The sequence below is a fragment of the Methylobacterium sp. SD274 genome (assembly GCF_017355285.1).
Classification (GTDB): Bacteria; Pseudomonadota; Alphaproteobacteria; order Rhizobiales; family Beijerinckiaceae; genus Methylobacterium.
Map to the genome: position 1 here is coordinate 108,904 of NZ_JADIJP010000004.1, position 18,380 is coordinate 127,283.

Genomic DNA, 18,380 nt, shown 5'->3' on the forward strand with positions numbered 1-18,380 from the left:
CGCGAGGCTCGGTCGATGATCCGGTTCGAGGGCGTCTCGCGCCGCTTTGCCGGCGCAGAGCGGCCCGCCGTCGACGGGATCGACCTCGACATCGCCGCCGGGACGACCTGCGTCCTCATCGGTCCCTCCGGCTGCGGCAAGTCCACGACGTTGCGCATGGTCAACCGTCTGGTGGAGCCGGATGCCGGACGTGTCCTCCTCGACGGACGCGACGTGGCGGAGGTCGAGCCGGTGCGGCTGCGCCGTGGTATCGGTTACGTGCTTCAGGGCATCGGTCTGTTCCCGCACCGGAATGTCGCCGAGAACGTCGCCACCGTGCCCCGCCTCCTGGGCTGGACACGCGCCCGGATCGCAGATCGGGTGGACGAGATGCTCGACCTCGTCGGCCTCGACCCGGACGCGTATCGCCAGCGACGGCCCGACGAATTGTCAGGCGGCCAGCGCCAGCGCGTCGGCGTCGCCCGCGCCCTGGCGGCGGACCCTGACGTGCTCCTCATGGACGAACCCTTCGGCGCCGTGGACCCTGTCGCCCGCGACCGGCTTCAGGAAGAGGTCGGCGAGATCCTGCGCCGGCTCAAGAAGACCGTGATCATCGTCACCCACGATATCGACGAGGCGATGCGGATGGGCGACCGCGTCGTGCTCATGCGGGAGGGCCGGATCGTCCAGGCCGACACGCCGGACCGCCTGCTCGCAGCCCCAGCCGACCGATTCGTGGAGAGCTTCGTCGGTGAAGACCGGGCTTTGCGCCGGTTGGCCCTGAGCCAAGCGGGCGCGATCGCGGTTCCGGGCGATCCGGGCGATGCGCCGGGCGTCACCGCGGAAACGTCGTTGAAGGACGCCCTGGCGCTGCTCCTATCCAGCGGCGCCGATCACCTCGCGGTAACCGGGAGCGATGCCCCCGCCATCCTGACTCTTGCCGCGATCCGAGACGCTGCCTCGCGTCAGGTCTGATCGCGCCTTCGTCACAGCAAAGCGCATCGCATCCGGCACCCTTTCCCCTCTCCCCGCCTACGGGGAAAGGACCCGAAGGCACCCCGTCGGGCCTTCGGTGCGCCAGAGGCGAAGCCAAAGCGACGGTGAGGAGGTGCCTCCGGCCACGCCCCTCACTCCGCCGCGTCGGAGACCTGGAATCGCTCGATACCCTGGCGTTCCGGGTTGATGGCGGCGAGCGCGCGCTTAGCCGTCTCGAGCGGATGCTCGGCCTCGATCCGGACCGAAGTCAGATCCGGGCTCTTGTAGACAGTGACGATGGTGTCCATCACTTCGGTGAGCGTGGTGCGCTTGTCCTCGGGCGCCGCGATGAGAAGCTGTAATCCCCAGGCTTGGTAGAGGTCCACCAAAGCCTGGGAGTTGCGCACGTCGAGTTTCGAGAAGGCCTCGTCGAGGAGACAGAGTCCGAGGCCGGGATTCTCGTCGCCGGGCCGGTCGCCGGGATAGTAGGCCGAGGCGAGTGACGCGGCGATGGCGACGTAGAACGGCGCCTGCGCCTCGCCTCCCGAGCCACGCAAGGCTCGGTTCGACATGGTGGTGCGGTTACCCGCCTTGTCGCGCATGCCGATCTCGTAGACGAAGTAATTGCGGTAATCGGCAAGCCGCGCCGCGCTCTCGTCCCCGGCGATCAGGGCGGTGATCTCCTCGATCGCGGCAGCGAGCGGCCCCGGGGGTACGTCCTCGCCCTCCCCCGGCAGGATCGCCTGCGCTGCGTCGGCCGAACGCGCCACCTCGGTGGCGAGGGCATGCACGGCGGCGTAGCGACGATCGACGGTGGCCTCGAAGGCGTAGGTCTGGCCGGTGAAGGTCTGGGTCGAGAGGCGTTCGTTCAGGGCATCGAGTCGGGTCCGGACCCGCTCGAACTTGTCGGCGAGGCGAGTCAGTAGGTCCTCGGTCATGAGGCGGCGCATCTCGCTCTCCGCGCGCACGGCCTGGTCGCGGTAGCGCCGCAGCTCGTGGCCCGCCACCTCGTCATGGGCGCGGGCGACCCAGGAAAAGCCGAAGGAGGCCGGAGCATCACCGTTACCCAGGGGGTTCTCGATGCGCCACTGAACGCAGTATTCGGCGAGATCGCGCTCTGCGGCACGGCCTTGCGTGCGCGCCGTCTCCATCGCCTCGCGGGCGACGCCGCGCGCCGCATTGGCCAAAGCCGCCAACTCCTTGGATTCGAGGCCCGCCGCGTCGGCCCGCGCCTTGGCCACCGCCAGCGGATCGAACCCGTCCGGCCGGACGAGACGGATGCGCACGGAATCCCCCGCGATCCAGCGGGCATGGGCGCCGCGCCTTGCCTGAAGCGCGGCGCGGATCGCCTCCCGCGCGGTGGCGACCTTCGCCTTCAGGCCCGCTTCCTCGCCGAGCAGCGCGTCGCGCTTCGGCTCCAGCACCTGAACGAGTTCGGTGAGATAGGCCGATCGCTCCTTGGCGAGCTCCTTGATCTCGGCCTCCAGCGCGCCGGTATCGGCCTTCTCCACGGCTTCGCGCTCGGTGGTGAGGCTGCGTCGCCGTCCCTCCATCGCGTCAGCCTCCTGGCGCAGGGAGACGATGTCGAGATTGGCGTCGGCGAGTCGGACCCGCAGCATGGCGGCAATGCGGGCGGCCTCGCGCAGCACGCCGGCCGCGCCGCGCAGGCGCCGTGCCGCATTGACCGCGTGTTCCAGGTTCTGCCGGCTCTCCGCCGTGGGACCGCGGCTGCCACGGGTCATCATCAGTTGAACCGGCCGCACTACGGAATAGGCCATGCCGGAGGTCGAGCGGCCGCTCGGCGCCACGGCGCGGCTCATATGGGCCAAGGCCGCGTCGTTGGGGGCGAGATCGTAGCCGCCGAGCCGGGCCGCGAGAAACGCCTGGGCATGGGGATCGCGAGTCTCGATCAGCGAGATCGGCCCTTCGTCGTCGCGCCCGCCCCGGCGGCGCGCGGTGTCCGTCGTCTTCACCAGCAGGCAGCGATAGAACTGGCTCTTGCGGGCTTCGAGATGGGCGAAGGCCTCATTCAGCCGGTCCGGTTCGACGACGAGAGCTTCGCGAGCGCCTCCGAGCAGGCCCTCCAGAGCCGGTCCCCATTTCGGATCGGTGATCTCGGCGAGTTCGCAGATCGGCGTCGCCTCGATCCCGAGCCGGGCGAGTTCGTCGCGGAAAGCGGCCGTGTCCGAGGAGAGGCGCGCGCCGCCCGCGCGCCCGCTGCCGACTTCGGCCGAGAGGGCATGCGCCTCCTTCTCCTGGGCGCGGGCACGCAGGGCCATGTCCTCGGCAGCGGTATCGAGGGGGGTGGCGATGTCGGAGAGGGAAGCGAGGGCCGTGAGAAGGGGGCCGAGTTGTCCGTCCGAGCGAAGCGATTCCTCGGGGGGCGCATCGCGGCGCAGGCCGGAGCGCGAGCAGGCGGCCACGATCCGCGCCGATTCCGGATCGATGCGCTGGATCTCGGAGAAGACGACGTTGAGCTTGCCCGCCTCCTGCACCAGCCCCACCAGATCGGCGACGCGGGTGGCGAGGTCGCGCTTGTCGCGCGCCAGCATGGCGAGGCCGGCATTGGAGGCGGCGAGCCGCCCCTCCCCCTGGCTCCCGGCCAGCATCGCTTTCTTGCCCGCGATCTCGCCGTCGATCTCGCGCACGAAACCCTGGCTGGTGCTCACGCTCTCGCGGGCGATGCGCAGGCGTTCCGCCACGTCGCCGAGGCGAGAGCGGGCCTGGCTGTAGTCGAGGATGCGGCGGCGCAGGTCGGCGCCGGCCGCTCGTAACTCGTCGAGGGTGGCCGAGAGGCTGGCTTCCGCCCAGGTTTCGTAGCGCTTGAGGATTCGGCCGAGATGGGAGAGCCGGCGCTCCAATTCCTCGATGGTCTCCAGGAGACGGCGCCAGTTCTCCACCGACTGGCGGATGCGCGCGACGTCCAGAGGCTCGGGTTCGAGGACGAATGAGCGCACGAAGGCGGAGGAATCGAAGATCGGCTTGAAGGCCACGGCGTTGGAGAACGTACGCAGGAAGTGGCGCGGCTCGGGGCTCGGCGCGCCCTCGCGCATCAGCGCCAGGACGTCGGCGGTGAAACGCTCGCCCGATGAGCGGAACTCCTCGAACCTGTCCGCCCGGATGCGGAGATCCTTTGCGATCTCCGGCCAGGGCGCCACGTAGCTGCCCTCGGCGGTCTCGCGAACGTAATCGGCGATCTCGAACCGGTGTCCGACCGCGATGAAGCGCGAGAGGGTGGTCTCGCGACTGTCCTCGGCCCGGGCCGCGAGCGCGAGACCGACGGAGACGACGCGTCCGGTGGTTTCGTTCTCGAAGACGAGGACGATGAGGGTCTCGCAGGCCTCGCGGGTGGGACGACCGCCCTCGGCGGGGTCGCTGATCCAGCCGAGGCAGTAATCGCGGACCGTGCGGGCGCTGCGCCCCGAGGCAGACGCGTTGAGTGCGAGGCGGCTGGCGTTGTTGCCGGCGAGCACGGTGCCGACAGCGTCGAAGATCGTCGACTTGCCGGCCCCCGTCGGCCCCACCAAGGCAGCCGCTCCCCGGATCCGGATCTGTTCGCGGCGGATCAGGTACCAATTCGAGAGGGCGATGTCGGTGAGCCGATACACCGGGCGGGCAAGTCCTCGATGGAAATGACGGAGCCACGGCATGGACGGGGCGGCCCGACGATGCAAGTCGACGGTCCCATCGTCCTCTTTTTCACAGGGGGCGACGTCGGGGCTTCGAGCCCTGCCACGCATGTTTCATGTGAAATCTTAACCCCGATGTGGATGCCGCCCTTGATCGGGCTCAGCCGTCATCGTCCATTCGCGCCGCTGCCCAGGCGCGGACCTGCTCCATCCAGGAATCGGGCGAGAGCACCGAGACACCGGGAAGGATCATCAACGGCGTGATTTTCTCGACCTTGTCGCGCTCGCCCAGGCGAAGGGCACCCTTGCGGGCGAAAAGGCGCAGGATCTCCGTGAGGCGCGCTTCTTCCGGCGCCTCGCTGCGGGCGGCGGTGCGGATCGATTCGGCGATGTCGTCGGTGGTGCATTCCACGACACCGTCAGTGGTGACGCGGTGTTCCCGAAGGCCTTCCTCATAGGCGAGGCGCAGGGCCAGCAGCACGAGGGTCTCGTCCTTGCGCAGGCGCTCGGCCTGCCCGTCATGGCGTACGCCGTCGGCGGGCACGCGCAGGAACACCATCTGGTCGCGGGGCGAGACCTCGAACGAGTAGCCGAGACAGGCAAAATAGCTTTTGAAGAACGGCGCGTAATACCGGGCGATCTCGTAAGACCGGCCGATACCGGGCGTATCGGCATAGAGGCACTGGCTCTTCAGCACGACTTGAAGCGCGCGGATGAGATCCTCCTCGGACGGTGCACGGGCACCCGGAGGCGGTGGCTCGTCGCCATCGACGATGGCGCGGAAGGCCTCGATCATTCAGACGGTCCGGTCGAGCGGGACACGGTGCCCCGTCACCCCGCCTCGTTACTCGGATCGCCGTCGCGACACAAAACCCTCTTCTCACGCGGCCTTCGCCGGGGAGGCCTTGAACAACGACAGGCATTCCGTGTCGCGATGCATGCTCAGGATCGAGGCACGGTCGATGGAGGGGTTCTGGGAGAGCACGCGCTGCACCTCCTCCACTACCTTGGAATAACGGTCACCGTCGAAATTCCGCTCCAGCGGGCTGACGGCGATGTAGGTCTCGACGACGAGAACCCTCTCGGTTCGCTCCTTCCCCACCTCGACGGCGATCCAGGCGGATTTGATCAAGCACTTGCCGGTACTCATGGGTTAACCTCCTTACCAGTCCCGCTTTGATGCGGGTATACCAAGAGGATGATCCGACTCTTCAAGTCTGCCAAGGGCATTGACACGTTTGTGATGACATCTCGTCTGTCACGACAATTGTGCAATGCACGCAAACATTCGGTCCTCCCCACCGTACGGGACGACGCGCGGGGTCTTATCTCCGCGGTCGCCGTTCGCCCGCGCTCGCTGGCCCGCGTGTTGGGGGCGGGGACGACCGCTCCACCATGAAATCCGGACAATCGAGCCAGCCGTTGGAGACACGGCCCGCGACACGGGTGAGGCGGTAGCGATCGTTGAGGAGCCCGTCGAACAGCACGTCGATCTCGCGTAGACGCTGGAACACCACGAACTCGTCCACATCCGCCACGACGATCTCGGATCCGCGGATGGCGGGGTTCGTCCCGAGCTTGCGCTCGACGAAGGCGATGACGCGCTCGGGCGTCACCATCACCCGCTGGCGGAAGGCGTCCTTGGCCAGGATGAAGGCCTCGATCGCCGGGTCGAGATGGATCTCCGGCAGCGGCTCGGACAGGATCGCTGCCCGCCTCATCCGGGGCGTATAGAAATGCGGCTCCCCGATCGGCGGACGTAGCAGCGAGACCTGGGCGAGGGGCGCCGAATCCGACCATTCGGCAGCCCCCACCGCCCGTAGCGCCGCCGCCGTGCGCTCGATCCGGTCGGAATCGCGGTGATCCGTGTAGCGCAGGGACGCGGCGATCCGGCGCTCCAGCCGGGCGACGATGTCGGCGACGCTGTCGAGATGCCGGTCGAGCCCCTCGAAGATCGACAGGATCTCAGCGAGGTCGCGCCGCACCGCCCGCTCGGCGAGGGGAAGGTCGGCGGCCCGCCCCTCACGCAGTCCCGCTTCGGCGAGGGCCCGGATGGTGAGGGGGTCGCGCAGCGCTCGTCCGGCCTCCCGCACGATGCCGGAGCGGAAGCGGAACGGGTTCAGGCGCGTGTGCAGGGTACGGTAGTCACTGACGAGGTGGCGCGCGACGAACTCCTCGAAATAGAGCCGGAAGGCCGTACCCTGGTCCTCCTCGCGCAGGATGCGCTCCTCGATCTTGCGCATGGAGCCCGCGAGGCTGCGCAGGTGTCCGAGGAAGGCGCGGGACGCCTTGGCGGCGTTGACGAGGGCCTCCGAACGCTCGGCCGGGTTGGCCACGGCACTCTCGAGACTGCCCAGCACTTCGAGCACGGCGCCGCCATAGGAGCGGGTCTCGCCCCGATCGATACGCGCCAGTTCCTCGATGACGTGGCGGGCATCGGGGTCGAAATCGACCACCGGCACGTAGCGCTCGCGCCGCTCCACGAGCCAGCCGGCCTCCAGGAGACGCCGATAGACCGCAGAGCGGCGCTCGATCGGATCGGCCGGCGTGGCATCGTCGTCGGCGATCTCGCCCTGGGACCAGTCGGCGGAGAAATCGCCGATGGAGGCGAGCAACTCGCTCTTGCGCAGAGGTTCGGTTGTCTCTGCGAAGACGCGCGCATGCAGATGCAGCAGCAGGGCCGCGTTGAACGCCCGGCTCGGCGAGGCGAGCGGCTTGAACAGGTCGTCGGAGAGGCGGGCGAAAAGCATGGCGGTGTGGACGAGGACAACCGATGCCTCGCCCCTGAGTCAATCGGCGGGCATCAACCGCCTGTGCGTGGTCGTGTCTTCAAAGACCGCGGCAGCGAGTCCGGATGAGCCCCGAGAAATCCTTCTCCGAGGTCTGCACTTCGTTGAGCTTGGCGGCCCGCTCCGCTCCGGAGAGGCAACGGCCGTAGACGCTCGAGACCCGGCGCATGGTCTCCACGTGCCGGCGCCAGACGCGGCACCGGTTGGCATCGTCACCATCGGCCTGTTCGAGCTGGTCGATGGCTTGGCGCTGCATCGAATTGGCGACGAGGACGTCGCGCGCGCACGCGACATCGGCATGGGCGGGCGCGCCCCACAGGATGGCACACGCGACGGCGGCAGCGGCCGAAGACCGGCACTTATCCAAATTCACGCGTTTCATGCCGCTTCGGATTTCGTCGTCTGGGTCAGCAGAGAATAGAGCGCGCTGGAATCCCGCGCCGCGCGGATCCGCTCCAGCATGCCCGGCTCCCGCAGCAGCCGCGCCACTTGGGCGAGCGCCTTGAGGTGCTCGGCCCCTGCCCCTTCCGGAGCGAGCAGGAGGAAGGCGATATCGATGGGTTGGCCATCCAGCGACTCGAAATCTACCGGACGCTCCAGGCGGGCGACGAGGCCGAACAGGCGGTCGAGCCCCGGAAGCTTGCCGTGGGGAATCGCGACACCGTCGCCGATGCCGGTAGACCCCAGGCGCTCACGCTGAAGCAGGGTTTCGAACACCTCGCGCTCGTCGAGCGCGGGAAGCTGGCGCACCGCATGGGCGCTCAATTCCTGGAGGATCTGCTTCTTCGCGCGAGCGCGCAGAGAGGTCACCACGGAATCTGGACTGAGGAATTCCAGAACTGGCATGATAAGGACAGTCGCCCCATCGGCGACGGCCAAATGGACGCCGCTCATTTGAAATAGCGCTACGGATGCGTGGTTCCCACGCACCCGGAAACGGCCGATGGTCGACTAACGGCCCTTAGGCCGGATAGCCAGCCGGGATCACGCATCCCGGACGGCAATTCGGCCTCTCGTCACGGACCGGCTTTCTCCGAAGAAGAATCTCCGCTCCGGGCCGATCGATCAGGACGCCGCGTCGGGTGGGTCCACCCACCCGATCGCTCCGTCACTGCGGCGGTATACGACGTTGATCCGTCCGGTGCCAGCATGAACGAACACGATCACCGGGGCACCGGTGAGGTCGAGGGCCGTCACTGCCTCGCTCACCGAATGACGCTTCAGCGTCTTGGTGCTCTCGGCCACCACGGGAGGATGCGCCTCGTCTTCCTGATCCGCCTCGTCCTCGAGGTCGTCCCCGTCCAACTCGCTCGGCGATTGGAACACCGCATAGGCCGCCTGGACCGTCGCTCCCTCGTGCAGGGCAGCGCCATGATCCTTGAGGCGGTGCTTGTAGCGCTTCAGGCGCTTCTCGAGCTTGTCGGCGGTCTGCTCGAAACTCGAATGCGGGTCATGCGAGGCGCCCGAGGCTTCGAGGGTGAGGCCGGAAACGAGGTGGAGCACGCAATCCGTGCGGTAGGCCGTGCCGTCCCGTCGAAGCGTCACATGGCCGGAGCAGGTGCCGTTCATGTGGCTGTCGAGATACTTCGACAAGGTCCCGGCCATTCGCTCTTCGACGCGCCCGCGAAGGGCTTCGCCAAGGTCCAGGCCATGGCCTGTGACACGCAATGACCCCATGTATCCTCCGGTTTTTCGACGTTCGGCAGGTGAGTAAAGGAGCGTCGGGGAGAGAAGTCAACGGAATGGAAAGCCGGCTCCGCGGGGTGCGCCGCACGCAGTTGCGGGATCGGCTCCGCGCTTCGCGGACCGCGCCTCAGCGGGCGTAGGCGAAATGCTCGCGGCGACGCTCGATCGAGGACGGGATACGCAACGATTCCCGGTATTTCGCCACCGTGCGCCGGGCGATGTCGATGCCCTCGTCGCGGAGCTTCTGCACCAGCGCGTCATCCGAGAGCACGTCGCCGGCCGCCTCGCCGTCCACGAGCTGCTTGATCCGGTGGCGCACGGCTTCGGAGGAATGCGAGGCCGTGCCCGCGGCCCCCGGAATGGCGGCAGTGAAGAAGTACTTCATCTCCAGCGTGCCGCGGCTGGTGCCGATCGACTTGTTGGAGGTGACCCGCGAGACGGTGGATTCATGCATGCCGATGGCCTCGGCGACGGTCTTGAGGTTGAGGGGCCGCAGATGGGCCACCCCGTTGACGAAGAACGCATCCTGCTGGCGCACGATCTCGGAGGCGACCTTGAGGATGGTCCGCGCCCGCTGCTCCAGGCTTCGGGTGAGCCAGTTGGCGGTCTGCAGGCATTCGGACAGGAACGCCTTGTCGCCCTCGGCCGAGGCGCCGCGTGAGACGCGGGCATAGTAGCTCTGGTTCACCAGCACGCGGGGCAGCGCCTCGGCGTTGAGTTCCACGAGCCAGGACCCGTCGGAGGCCGCCCGCACGAACACATCGGGGATCAGGACCTCCACGGCGCGCGAGCCGAAGGCCCGGCCGGGCTTGGGATCGAGACGGCGCAGCTCGGCCAGCATGTCCACGAGATCCTCGTCGTCGACGCCGCAGAGACGGCGCAGGCTCGGAAAATCGCGCTTGGCCACGAGGTCGAGGCGGGAGACCAGCGCCTGCATCGCCGGATCGAACCGGTCCCGTTCGCGCAGTTGCAGGCTCAGGCATTCGGCGAGATCGCGGGCGGCGATTCCCGGCGGATCGAAGGTCTGGATCAGCTTCAGCATCCGCGCCACCGAATCGAGGCTGGCGCCGAGGCGCTCGGCCACCTCGTCGATGGATTCGCGCATGTAGCCGGCATCGTCCACCGCATCGATGAGGAAGCCGGCGATCAGCCGGTCGCCCGGGTCGCGCGTAGCGAGATCGAGCTGCGCGCTGAGATGCTCGCGGAGAGAGACTTCCGAGGTCAGGGTCGCCTCGAAATCCGGCGCCTCTCCATCGAAGCTGCCGCCGGTATTGCCGTAGGGCGCAGGTGTCAGAGACAGCATGTCGCCGGACGCGGCCTCGCGGGCATGGCTGGGATTCTCGTCGGAAAAGACGTTGTCGAGGCGGGTGTCGAGGACGCTCTCCATCTCGGCACCGCTGGCGGTGAGCTCGGTCGCCATCCAGTTGTCCGGCTCGGACGAATCGAAATCCCCCTCCCCGTCACCCGAGGCGTCCACGGCCGGCTCCGTGCCTACGCGCTCACCGTCCGCATCGCCTTCGACGCGCTCCAACAGCGGGTTTCGCTCGAGTTCGGCGTCGACATAGGTGGCGAGGTCGATCTGGGAGAGCTGAAGAAGCTTGATCGCCTGGAGAAGCTGTGGCGTCATCACCAGGGCTTGGCCCTGACGCATTTCCAGTCGCTGCAGCAAACTCATGGTGTTGCCCCGACGCCTTCAGGTGAGCCCAGCCGAGGGCAGGCACAGAACCCCTACGCCACTCGGCATGAATATTGCTTCTTTTTCTCTTCGCATATGTCTATCGCCATCTCGCCCTGCCGTCAAAGCGCGAAGTGCGTGATTCCCTTGGACTTGCCGCAGCGCAACATCGAAGCGGATGACTCAGAGCATCCTCCGTCCGGCCCGGCCAAACCCAACGCTCTGATATTCCACGTCAAAAAGCCATCGCCTCGCGAGCGACATTGCCGGCTCGCTGAAACAACATGCACAAAACGCATGCAATCCAGAGAAGGTATGAAGTTTGGCGACAAAATAGGCAGTGGGTGGAAGGGCACCGGCTGAGGCCGGGATGCATCCGTCGCCTCGGGCCATCCGCGAGGCGGCAACGCAGCATCGCGGTCGCCTAGTCTCACCGCATGTCACATCTGGAATGAATCAGGTCGTGCGAGTCGCGCGAAGCTTCGCGGTCCTTGGACCCTACTAGCCAGCGAGGACCTAAAGGCGGAAATCCTCGCCGAGATAGAGACGCCGCGCATCCTCATTGGCGACGATCTCGGCAGGCGTACCCTCGGTGAGGATGCGGCCGGAATGGGCGATATAGGCGCGGTCGATGAGGCCCAGCGTCTCGCGCACGTTATGGTCGGTGATGAGAACGCCGATCCCGCGTTGCTTCAGGTGCTTCACCAGATCCTGGATGTCGCCCACCGCGATGGGGTCGATGCCGGCGAAGGGCTCGTCGAGAAGCATGAAGCTCGGAGAGGTCGCCAGCGCGCGGGCGATCTCGCAACGGCGGCGCTCCCCGCCCGAAAGCGCGATCGAGGGTGATTTGCGCAGGCGCGCGATGTCGAATTCCTCGAGCAGCGAATCGAGCTTGCGCTCGCGCTCCTTGCGGTTCGGCTCTACCACTTCGAGCACCGCGCGGATATTGTCCTCCACCGACAGGCCGCGAAAGATCGACGCTTCCTGCGGCAGATAGCCGATGCCGAGACGGGCCCGCTGATACATCGGCAGGTGGGTGATCGGCAGGCCGTCGAGACTGATCGAGCCGCGATCGGCCGAGACCAGTCCGGTGATCATGTAGAAGATCGTGGTCTTGCCCGCGCCATTGGGGCCGAGCAGGCCCACGGCCTCTCCGTTGCGCACGGTCAGCCCAGCCTCGTGGACCACGGTACGCGCGCCATAGCTTTTGCGGAGGCCCTCGACGTGGAGGATGCCCGGACCGCCGCCATTCCCGGACAGGCCCGTCTCCCCGGCCGCCGGCCGTCCCTTACCGCGGCCGAAGAGGCGCGACAGGAGCGACGGCGCACGCCCGGCTCCGTCTGAGACGGACCCGGCGATTCGCGGGCTGATCGGGTCTGGCACCGAGGCCAGCGGCAGAGCGGAGGTCAATTGGCCTGCGCTCTCGGTTTCGCGGTAGGCTTGTCCGCGCTGGCTTCGGAGGGCTTGGGTGCCGGCTTGCCCGCAGCGCTCGCCGGCTGGGCGCAGCCCTTGGCCCCGCCCTTGGCGGCTTCCTCCTTCTGCGGCACGAACATCGCGGAGACGCGGCCGCCGGCCATCGGGTCCATGTTCGCCCGGCCGGTATTCATGTCGTAGACGAGGCGGCTGCCGCGGGTGACGTTCTGGCACTGGCTCAGCACGACATTGCCGGTGAGCACGATGCGCTTGGCCTCTTGGTCGAACACCGCATTGTCGCCGGTGGCGACCTGATCGTTCTGCACCACGGTGACGGGGCCGGCACATTCCACCTTCTGGATACCGTTCTCGGCCATACCGGCTGGAGATTTGGCGCCATCGGCGGCAGGCGCGGGTGCCCCGGGCTTGGCATCCTTGCCGCGCTTGTAATGCACCGTCATCGTCGAGCAGCGGATGGTGCTGTCGCCCTGCACGGCCACGACGTTGCCGGCGAAGATCGCCTTGTTCTCCCGGTCGAACACGTCGAGCCGGTCCGCGTCGATCTTCACGGGGTCCTTGCCGCCGCTCGCGCCGAAGGTGCTTCCGGGAGCGGTCGGCTTGTTCGCCTTCGCAGCAGGCGCCGGAGACGTGCCGGACGGAATCTGCGCCACCGCATTCCCCGCCGCGAGGAGGCCGCAGAGGGCGAGGGTGGAGACCAGCGTGGAACGGTTCACCGGCGTGCCTCCCCATCCTGCGGTTCGGCGGCGGAGGTGAGGATGCGCGGCGATTTCACGTCTGGCTTGCTCTCGGAGCCGGCGCCCTCGGCCTTGTCCGATCCGTGGAACACCGCGTGGACGTTGCCGATGAAGGAGATGACGCGGCCGTTATCGACCATGTCGAGGCCGTCGGAGGCCACCGTCCCGGTGGGAAGCGTCACAGCGACGGCCTGGTCGGACTTCACCGTCCCGGCCTTGAAATCAATGGCGGCGGTGAGGAGACGGATATCCTCGCCCTTGTCGGTCCAGAGCTTGATGTCGCGTTCGAGAACCAGGGTCTCGCGTGCCGAATCGAACAGGCCCGAGGCGGCTTCCATATGGGCGAGCCCGCCGGAATCGTCGGTGACGAGATGGCCTTTCATCGCCTGCAGTTCGATCAGGGTCGGCTTGCGCACGTCCTGGAAGGCGGCCGTGGCGATGACCTCGTAGCCCCGATCGTCCTTCCGGAAACCGGACAGACGCGGGTTCTCCATCTTGACCTTGGTGCCCGACAGGGTGACCGGCCCCATGGTGACGGCCGGCAGGACGGTGCCGAAGGGGTTGAACAGCGTCCCCACGACGAGGGCGAGAATCGCCGCACCGGCAGAGAGAGGAATGAGGCGGCGCAGGTAGCGAACCTGCGTACTGTGGTTGCGAGCCCGCTTATGAGCGCGGTTGCGGCGCGCATCGGCTCCCGATCCCGTCGTCCCCGTCGCGTGGATGGCGTCGACCCCGTGCATGGTGATGATCCGAGCCGCTTCGCCTGACCGATCCGATGAGACACCGGCACGTTGCACCCTGCAACATGCCACATCCCGTCAATCATGTGCTGAGCCGTGCCTGCCAGCGTCAACCATGTCGAGCGCCGGATGCGCGCGGCCGATGGCGAAGTTGTGGCCGTGCAACAACCTTATGGGCGGAGCATTGAGGAATCATCAACCGCACGGGGTCGCAGGGGCACGATCGATGTGCGCCGCCGCACCGTCCCCTGCACACCCTCCTGCGGCATGCGCGTGCCCGATCAGGTGTGGGCGAAGATGTCGGTCTCGGCCCAGCCTTCGAGATCGAGGAGGGAGCGGGTCGGCAGGAAGTCGAAACAGTTCCGCGCGAGATCCATGCGCCCTTCGCGGGCGAGCATCGCGTCGAGGCGGGCACGCGCCGCATGCAGATGCAGCACATCGGAGGCCGCATACTCCACCTGCGCCTGGCTCAGGGACTCGGCGCCCCAATCCGAGGATTGCTGCTGCTTCGACAGGTCGACGCCCACGAGTTCGCGGACCACATCCTTGAGGCCGTGCCGGTCGGTATAGGTGCGGGCGAGCTTGGAGGCGACCTTGGTGCAGTAGACGGGGGCCGGCATCACGCCGAGGGCCCTGAACAGCACGGCGAGGTCGAACCGGGCGAAATGGAAGATCTTCGTCACAGCCGGATCGGCCAGCACGCGCTTGAGTATTTCGGGCGGGCTCGAGCCAGGCACGATCTGAACGACATCGGCACTGCCGTCGCCGCGCGAGATCTGGACGACGCAGAGCCGATCACGATGCGGATTGAGACCCAACGTCTCGGTATCGATGGCGATGGCCGCGCCCGGCACGTAATCGGCCGGGAGATCGCCGCGATGGACGCGGATGATGGGCTGAGGAGGCATCGGTTCTGTGTCTTCTGGCGGGGCAATCGCTACCCCGGCCGCGTAACACCGCGCCTGCCCGCGAACAACCCGGCGCCGGACGAGCGCCGGGTCATCGAGCCGGGCGGCTACTTCTGCTTGGCGATGACCTTGTCCTTGATCCCGTCATAGACGCCCTGTGTGAGGATCTTCTTCGACACGAGCTGATCCTTGCCGTGATAGGGCCGGCCCTTGACGATCGCGGCGGAGCGCGCCGCACCGATACCGGGCAGGGCTTCGAGTTCCGCCACCGAGGCGCTGTTCAGGTCGATGAGATCGACCTTGGCCGCTGGCGTGACGGGAGCGACGGGCTTGTCCGCCGTGGGCTTGGCCGGGGCGGCCGGAGCTGTCGGCGCCTTCGGTGCAACGGTGGGAGGGGTGGACGTCGAGGGCGTCGACGGGCTCGGCGCCTGGGCAAGGGCGGGAGCCGCCGCGAGGCAGCCGAGCACGGCCAGAGTGCGGAGCAGAGATGTGGTCATGCGAGATGAAGTCACGGCAATCTCCCGGGATGTGGCGGCGCAGTCTTCGACGAGGCGTCACCGTATCTGCAAAGTGAAGCGCGGCGGTTGAACCGGCGCTTAACGGGACTTCACAGACCGGTGAACCTTCCGGCGAGTCCGGACCGGCAGCCTCCCCGCAGGATCGGCGGTTCCTTTTTCCGGACGTCCGGCCTCGGGCGGCTCTAGCCAGACGGCCGATGTATCGCTATACACTCGCCATCGAATCTCCGTTTGAACACGGTGCCGAGGTTGCCTCTTCCCTCGCGGGGCGGCGCCCGTGCACCCTTTTTGCCGTAGCAGGACTACCCCATGGCCGTTCCGAAGCGAAAGACCTCCCCCTCGCGGCGCGGCATGCGCCGGTCCGCCGACGCCCTCAAGGCCCCGACCTATGTCGCCGACAAGGATTCGGGCGAGCTGCGTCGTCCCCACCACATCGATCTGAAGACCGGCATGTACCGCGGCCGCCAGGTCCTCAAGGTGAAGTCGGCCGAGGCCTGATTCTTCGCTCCGTCATCGGTTCGATAAGGACCGGGACGAAACGACGTCATGAAACGCTGTCTTGCGAAAACCGCCTTCGGGCGGTTTTTTGCGTCGCCTGTCCCGATACGTCAGGCGCGACGCCGGCCCGTGCCGATCCGCGTCGTCTCGGCGTAGCGCGCCGTGGCGGAGCGCATACGCTCCGTGCGGGAGGCACGCATGGCCGGGTCGCCGCTGATGAGAAGCTGGGTCAGAAACTCGGCGTTCGGCCTGCCATAGGTAGCGCTCGACCTGCGTGAGACTGCCTCGCCGCCATCGACGACTACGAGCGTCCGCGCCGTCTCTCGATCCCCCTCGGGGACCGACTGTCCCGTTTTGGGGCGATTTCCCGTGCCGTTCTGTGACACTTATCGCCTTTCCGCCTGTGATGGGCAGAAAAGCGCAACGCGCGGGCCGACGTTAACGTTTCGTCAGCATTCCTTCAGGACGAAATCGGCGATTGGTTATTTGCGCCGCCGAGCTACTTCTTGGCGAGATCTTCCAGACGGTTCCGCATCTCCGCCATCTGCCGCTTCAACTCGTCGAGGTCGCTGTCGGGCGCGGGAGCCGCGCTCGATGGCTGGGTCGGCGTCGGCGCCGATGCGGAGGTCTTCATGCCGGAGAGCGGACCGGTGCCGAAGGTGGTGAACATCTTCATGGCATCGCCGAAGAAGCTCATATTGGCCCGCACCTGCTCCTCCATGGCGCTCTGGAACACCGAGGGGGCGAAGCTCTGGTTCATCTTCTCGCGCAGGCCGTCCTGGTCGCGGGCGAAATTCGCCATGGAGAATTCGAGGAAGCTCGGCACCATGGTCCGCATGCTGTCGCCATAGAAGCGGATGAGCTGGCGAAGGAAGGCCACCGGCAGCAGGTTGTCCTCGCCCGCCTTGTTCTCCTGCTCGAAGATGATCTGGGTCAGGACGGAGCGGGTGATGTCGTCGCCGGAACGGGCATCATAGACGAGGAAATCCTCCCCGTTCTGCACCATCGTCGAGAGGTCTTCGAGGGTGACGTAGGTCGAGGTTCCGGTATGGTACAGACGCCGGTTCGCGTATTTCTTGATAACGGTTTGCTGCGACTTACCGTTCTCCGCCATCCTCGTGGCCTTTCCCGACACATTCATTCCAGCGCCCAATCCCTTCGAGGCCCGATGCGCCGTCCGGGTATCATTTATCACTGCGCGTAAGCGGACCTTAAGGCTTTCGCCCGCCGACGAAAACAGCAATTTGGCCCTGATCCCCGCAGAATAGTGCCACACGCCGCGCGACGCCTTCGGTAACAAAGACCGGCAGGTCACTCGCCGACTCCCTCGCCGAGCTTCCGCACGCGCTTGACTTCACCTTGCCCAGCGCTTTCATCGCTTCAGTTGGCCTTAAGTGCGCATGCCCATCGGAGGGCTTCAACGTCGCGCGGGCTACCCAGAGGAGAACTTCAATGGCAGCGGAAGACATCGTCATCGTCGGAGCGGCGCGCACCGCCGTGGGTTCGTTCGGAGGTGCCTTCAACACCGTCCCGGCCCATGAGCTCGGCGCCATTGCGATCAAGGCCGCCCTGGATCGCGCCGGCGTCTCCCCCGACGACGTGGACGAAGTGATCTTCGGCCAGGTCCTCACCGCCGGCGCCGGCCAGAACCCGGCCCGCCAGGCCGCCATCAAGGCCGGCATCCCCGAGAAGGCCACCGCCTGGGGCGTCAACCAGGTCTGCGGCTCGGGCCTGCGCACCGTCGCCCTCGGCATGCAGCAGATCGCCAATGGCGACGCGACGGTCATCGTGGCCGGCGGTCAGGAATCGATGTCGCTCTCCCCCCACGCGCAATACCTGCGCGGCGGCCAGAAGATGGGCGACGTGAAGCTCGTCGACACGATGATCAAGGACGGCCTCTGGGACGCCTTCAACGGCTACCACATGGGCACCACCGCCGAGAACGTGGCCCAGGCCTTCCAGCTCACCCGCGAGCAGCAGGACGAGTTCGCGACGAAGTCGCAGAACAAGGCCGAGGCCGCCCGCAAGGAAGGCCGCTTCAAGGACGAGATCGTCCCCGTCACCGTCCCGGGTCGGAAGGGCGACACCATCGTGGACACCGACGAGTACATCCGTGACGGCGCCACCGTGGAGGCGATGGCCAAGCTCAAGCCCGCCTTCTCGAAGGACGGCACCGTGACGGCCGCCAACGCGTCCGGCCTCAACGACGGCGCTGCCGCCATCGTGCTGATGTCGGCCTCGGAAGCCGAGCGCCGGGGCATCACGCCGCTGGCCCGGATCGTGTCCTGGGCCACCGCCGGCGTCGACCCGAAGGTGATGGGCACCGGCCCGATCCCGGCCTCGCGCAAGGCGCTGGACAAGGCCGGCTGGAAGCCCTCCGACCTCGATCTGATCGAGGCCAACGAGGCCTTCGCCGCCCAGGCGCTGGCCGTGAACAAGGACATGGGTTGGGACACCGACAAGGTGAACGTCAATGGCGGCGCCATCGCCATCGGCCACCCGATCGGCGCGTCCGGCGCCCGCGTCCTCGTCACGCTGCTGCATGAGCTCAAGCGTCGCGATGCCAAGAAGGGTCTCGCCACCCTCTGCATCGGCGGCGGAATGGGCGTGGCCATGTGCATTGAGCGCACCTGAAGCGTTCCGGCACGATTGAATACAGTATAACGGCTGCGCCCCCGACAAAAACCTTGGACATCGTCCAGGAGAATTCTTGAGGGCGCAGCAAATTTAAATGGAATGGGCGGAAGGACACGGGTGCGCTAAGCCCCGGCAGTGCCGCTCATGTGCAAGAAATTGCACGTCACGATCCATCAGA

Annotated in this window: 18 protein-coding genes; 3 read left to right on the top strand and 15 right to left on the bottom strand. The window is 67.0% G+C overall.

All coding sequences use genetic code 11. The annotated features are described in order from the left end of the window. Window positions 1-15: 15 nt before the first annotated feature. Window positions 16-954, top strand: a complete 939-nt coding sequence (locus IPV08_RS05490) for an ABC transporter ATP-binding protein (RefSeq protein WP_207411085.1) — start codon at window positions 16-18, stop codon at window positions 952-954. Window positions 955-1,106: 152 nt separating this feature from the next. Here IPV08_RS05490 and IPV08_RS05495 read toward each other — a convergent pair whose 3' ends face one another. The 13 genes from IPV08_RS05495 to IPV08_RS05555 form a co-directional block, all read right to left on the bottom strand. Beyond that, on the bottom strand, window positions 1,107-4,562 hold the full coding sequence (locus tag IPV08_RS05495) for an SbcC/MukB-like Walker B domain-containing protein (RefSeq protein WP_207411086.1): 3,456 nt from the start codon (window positions 4,560-4,562) through the stop codon (window positions 1,107-1,109). A 181-nt stretch (window positions 4,563-4,743) separates the two neighbouring features. Beyond that, window positions 4,744-5,379, bottom strand: coding sequence for a DUF4194 domain-containing protein (locus tag IPV08_RS05500; protein WP_207411087.1), 636 nt, complete (start codon window positions 5,377-5,379; stop codon window positions 4,744-4,746). Between the two features lie 84 nt (window positions 5,380-5,463). After that, entirely contained in the window at window positions 5,464-5,733 is a 270-nt protein-coding gene (locus IPV08_RS05505) for a hypothetical protein (protein WP_056422735.1), read from the bottom strand. A 175-nt stretch (window positions 5,734-5,908) separates the two neighbouring features. After that, entirely contained in the window at window positions 5,909-7,333 is a 1,425-nt protein-coding gene (locus IPV08_RS05510; protein WP_207411088.1) for a Wadjet anti-phage system protein JetA family protein, read from the bottom strand. A gap of 79 nt (window positions 7,334-7,412) precedes the next feature. Further along, on the bottom strand, window positions 7,413-7,754 hold the full coding sequence (locus IPV08_RS05515) for a hypothetical protein (RefSeq protein ID WP_056422741.1): 342 nt from the start codon (window positions 7,752-7,754) through the stop codon (window positions 7,413-7,415). Beyond that, the gene (ptsN, locus tag IPV08_RS05520; protein ID WP_056423307.1) at window positions 7,751-8,218 is read right to left on the bottom strand and encodes a PTS IIA-like nitrogen regulatory protein PtsN; all 468 of its coding nucleotides are present in this window, start codon (window positions 8,216-8,218) and stop codon (window positions 7,751-7,753) included. The genes IPV08_RS05515 and ptsN overlap by 4 nt, the downstream gene beginning before the upstream one ends. A gap of 219 nt (window positions 8,219-8,437) precedes the next feature. Further along, entirely contained in the window at window positions 8,438-9,049 is a 612-nt protein-coding gene (gene raiA, locus IPV08_RS05525; protein WP_056422745.1) for a ribosome-associated translation inhibitor RaiA, read from the bottom strand. Between the two features lie 136 nt (window positions 9,050-9,185). Further along, window positions 9,186-10,733, bottom strand: a complete 1,548-nt coding sequence (rpoN, locus tag IPV08_RS05530) for an RNA polymerase factor sigma-54 (RefSeq protein ID WP_207411089.1) — start codon at window positions 10,731-10,733, stop codon at window positions 9,186-9,188. Between the two features lie 516 nt (window positions 10,734-11,249). Continuing rightward, window positions 11,250-12,092, bottom strand: a complete 843-nt coding sequence (lptB, locus tag IPV08_RS05535; RefSeq protein WP_056423310.1) for an LPS export ABC transporter ATP-binding protein — start codon at window positions 12,090-12,092, stop codon at window positions 11,250-11,252. 47 nt (window positions 12,093-12,139) lie between these two features. Then, window positions 12,140-12,880: an LptA/OstA family protein gene (locus IPV08_RS05540; protein ID WP_207411090.1), complete on the bottom strand. Its 741-nt coding sequence runs from the start codon at window positions 12,878-12,880 to the stop codon at window positions 12,140-12,142. Further along, window positions 12,877-13,641, bottom strand: coding sequence for a hypothetical protein (locus tag IPV08_RS05545; RefSeq protein ID WP_056422751.1), 765 nt, complete (start codon window positions 13,639-13,641; stop codon window positions 12,877-12,879). Before IPV08_RS05545 ends, IPV08_RS05540 begins: the two co-directional genes overlap by 4 nt. Window positions 13,642-13,922: 281 nt before the next feature. Next, complete coding sequence (locus tag IPV08_RS05550) at window positions 13,923-14,549, bottom strand: ribonuclease D (protein WP_207411091.1); 627 nt, start codon at window positions 14,547-14,549, stop codon at window positions 13,923-13,925. 107 nt (window positions 14,550-14,656) lie between these two features. Further along, a complete protein-coding gene (locus tag IPV08_RS05555; protein ID WP_207411092.1) occupies window positions 14,657-15,046 on the bottom strand; it encodes a helix-hairpin-helix domain-containing protein in 390 nt (129 codons plus the stop codon). A gap of 330 nt (window positions 15,047-15,376) precedes the next feature. On the opposite strand from IPV08_RS05555, the gene rpmF reads away from it, so the two are divergent. Further along, window positions 15,377-15,565 (top strand): 50S ribosomal protein L32, encoded by a 189-nt coding sequence (gene rpmF / locus IPV08_RS05560; protein WP_018046018.1) that lies wholly within the window; start codon window positions 15,377-15,379, stop codon window positions 15,563-15,565. 110 nt (window positions 15,566-15,675) lie between these two features. On the opposite strand, the gene IPV08_RS05565 is transcribed toward rpmF, so the two are convergent. Next, a complete protein-coding gene (locus tag IPV08_RS05565; RefSeq protein WP_207411093.1) occupies window positions 15,676-15,951 on the bottom strand; it encodes a hypothetical protein in 276 nt (91 codons plus the stop codon). Window positions 15,952-16,064: 113 nt separating this feature from the next. Continuing rightward, window positions 16,065-16,679: a polyhydroxyalkanoate synthesis repressor PhaR gene (phaR, locus tag IPV08_RS05570; RefSeq protein WP_056423315.1), complete on the bottom strand. Its 615-nt coding sequence runs from the start codon at window positions 16,677-16,679 to the stop codon at window positions 16,065-16,067. A gap of 338 nt (window positions 16,680-17,017) precedes the next feature. Between phaR and IPV08_RS05575 the strand changes: the two genes are divergently transcribed. Further along, entirely contained in the window at window positions 17,018-18,199 is a 1,182-nt protein-coding gene (locus tag IPV08_RS05575) for an acetyl-CoA C-acetyltransferase (RefSeq protein ID WP_056422764.1), read from the top strand. Window positions 18,200-18,380 lie beyond the last annotated feature (181 nt).